Consider the following 2,895-nt stretch of genomic DNA (forward strand, 5'->3'; position numbering starts at 1 on the left):
CCTGAAACCTGCGTCATTTGTTAGAATATGAAATCACGCACCCTAAAAGGCATTAGAAAATATGCGGTTTCCTGGTATAATGGGCTATCCCTTAGGGTCATAATCTTAACATACCCTTTGGTTAGGTTAAAATTATGCCATGAAACGCAGTCCAAAAAACTTAAAAGTTACCTTTTCTGGCGAACACTTAACTCATTTTGGCGGATTGTATCTACTGCAAAAGTTTTTGCAGAAGGTCAATCTTCGTTCACTTTTATCTCAGTACATGCATTTCTTTCAACGCAACAATCGGTACACGACCGGCGAAGAAATGATGGCTCTGATCTATCCAATCTCTCTAGGTCTGGGACGAATAGAAACAACCCATCTCTTAAAACACAATGGAGTCTTCCAATATCTCACGGGATTATCAACGTATCCCAATCCGACGACCTTAAGGCGTTTCCTTCTTCGCATGGCCCCCTTGGCCCTTCCAAAATTGAGGAAACTTCACGACCGGTTGCTCTTAGCCATGATCTTAAAACCCAACCCTCCTACCAAGGTGATCTTCGATCTGGATTCCACGGTCCTCATCCTTTATGGCAAACAGGAGATGGCCCGGATTGGCTACAATCCAAAAAAGTGGGGCCGTCCTTCTTATCACCCCCTTCTCTGTTTCAATGGGATCACCAAGGATTTCTGGCAGGGAGAACTTCGCCCTGGCGATGCCCATACGGCTACCGGGACCGTGGAATTACTGAAGACAGTCTTTGCCAAATTGCCTCCCTCTGTAAAGCTCGTAATTATACGAGCCGACAAGGGTTTTTACGATCACGAAACTATCGAATATCTGGAGTCTCGGAAAGCCCTTTTTGTCATTGTGGCCAAGCTTACCGGCCCGGTCAAGAGAAAAATCTCAACCTTATCTTATCAGGTCCATTCTTCTGGCTTAGAAACCGCAGAGTTCATGTATCAACCCACAAAGTGGAAAAAGGAATATCGTTTTGTGGTGGTAAGGCGTCTCATCCCAGAAGATTCTTCGGAACAACTCACCCTCTTTTCAATGGGCAAGTACAGCTATCAGGTTATTGTAACAAATATGAAACTGACCCCTCTCAATACCTGGAGGTTTTACAATGGCCGAGCCGCCGTAGAACTCATTATCAAAGAACTCAAAGGGGATTATCCCTTGGCAAAGATTCCAACCAAACATTTCGCAGCAAACGAAGCTTATTTCCATACCCTGTTATTCTCTTACAATCTCATCAATTGGTTCAAAAGGCTGTGTTTACCAAAGGAGTTTCACAATATGACGCTTAAGACCTTAAGATCACGCCTCCTCTTAATTCCCGGTGAACTTGTCAGGGCTAAGAATAGACCGACTTTAAAACTACCGGCCAATTTTTTGTATAAAGATGCATTTGAATATGCCATAAAGAAAATTGAGAATTTAAGAATCTAAAATATAGTTTTCACGCAGGATTCAGGATTAAAATATATTTTTTGCCTAATCTGGCTTAATCCAGTCTGTCACGGGATGAAAAACGTTATCTTTGACTTCTACGATAAATCCATCGTTTTGTGTTGCATGGTCTTTTTCTGAATAAGTGATTGGAGATAGTATTCCAGTTTCCCAATTCTTAATCGTTTCTAGAGCCTTTATCAGACTTTCCCTCGTCAGATTCCGCCCAGCTCTTTTTAGTCCTTCACTAAATACCATTGCATAGAAATATCCGTATAGATTGTAACGATTGGGTTGATGGCTAGGATTATATTTATCTAAAATCTTTCTATATTCAACCATAGCGGGTTTAGTAGATCTTACTGGATCTGGCCATAAAGACAAGCCCATTACTCCTTCCCCAACACCGCCAGATAAGAGTAAGAATTTTTCATCAGTTACAGGGCCAACGGAAACCAATTTCACTTCTTTCCAGCCCATCTTATTAACCTCTTTTAGAGCCTGAGCAGCCAATCCGGGACCTAATGGTAGGAAGACTATTTCAGGATTAGCTTGCCGTAACTTAACAACTTGTGCGCTTAAGTCAATTGCTGTCCTTTTTACCGGTTCAGCAGCGGTTAATTTCAAATTCATCTTTTCTAAGTCAACCTCAAATTGTCGCAAATATGCTTTTCCATACTCGTCGTCCTGATAAAGAATAGCTATTTTTCTAAACTTTTTCTCCTTTACAAAATATTTTATTAGTATAGTTGCTTCAATGTTGTAAAGGGTATTTGCAGTAAATACATATTTTCTTCCGGCCAACTCTGGTGCTCCTGCATATGGGAATAGAAGTGGTATTTTATTTTCTTCACAATAAGGGACAATAGCCATGGTCGGCGCAGTTCCTTCCGGGCAAATAATTAAAAAAACCTTATCTTGTTCGACTAGTTTCTTGGTATTCGCCAAGGCATCTTGTGGCCGATACCCATCGTCGTAATATTTACTTAGGATTTTCCTTCCATGTATTCCACCTTTCTCGTTAATATATTTGAAATAAGTGTCAAGACCGAATTGTGTTACCTCCGTTCCAACGAATGCCAACGGTCCTGAGAGACTATTTGAACAACCTACCAATACAGTTGAATCCGTAACACCGTCCTCGGCAAAAGTTCTAAATGGAAAAATAACAAATGAAATAACCAAAAATAATAAAATCCCTCTTGTTTTCATAATAAACCTCCTTTGATTGAAATATTTATTTTGGTTTTCGTAATTTTCAATCAAAACATTCAATCCAGTTCTAAATTTTAATCTTTCTGTACAACATGAGTATCTGCATCACTGCTCATGGGTACCACCTTCTTTCTTTACCTCAATGAAATTATAGAAATTTTCTCTAATCATTTAAATGAAACCCTATTATCCTCAAAAATGCGTGAAAATGTAATTTTTTCATTAGGAAACCTTGAAAA

At 39.7% G+C, this 2,895-nt stretch carries 2 protein-coding genes; one reads left to right on the top strand and one right to left on the bottom strand.

Features of this window, described 5'->3' with window-relative positions; genetic code table 11:
- Positions 1–139 precede the first annotated feature (139 nt).
- Positions 140–1,441, top strand: a complete 1,302-nt coding sequence (locus ACUVXA_RS19125) for an IS1380 family transposase (RefSeq protein WP_445872887.1) — start codon at positions 140–142, stop codon at positions 1,439–1,441.
- A 45-nt stretch (positions 1,442–1,486) separates the two neighbouring features.
- On the opposite strand, the gene ACUVXA_RS19130 is transcribed toward ACUVXA_RS19125, so the two are convergent.
- Positions 1,487–2,653, bottom strand: coding sequence for an ABC transporter substrate-binding protein (locus ACUVXA_RS19130; RefSeq protein WP_445872888.1), 1,167 nt, complete (start codon positions 2,651–2,653; stop codon positions 1,487–1,489).
- Positions 2,654–2,895 lie beyond the last annotated feature (242 nt).

This window comes from Candidatus Jordarchaeum sp. (genome assembly GCF_052745115.1).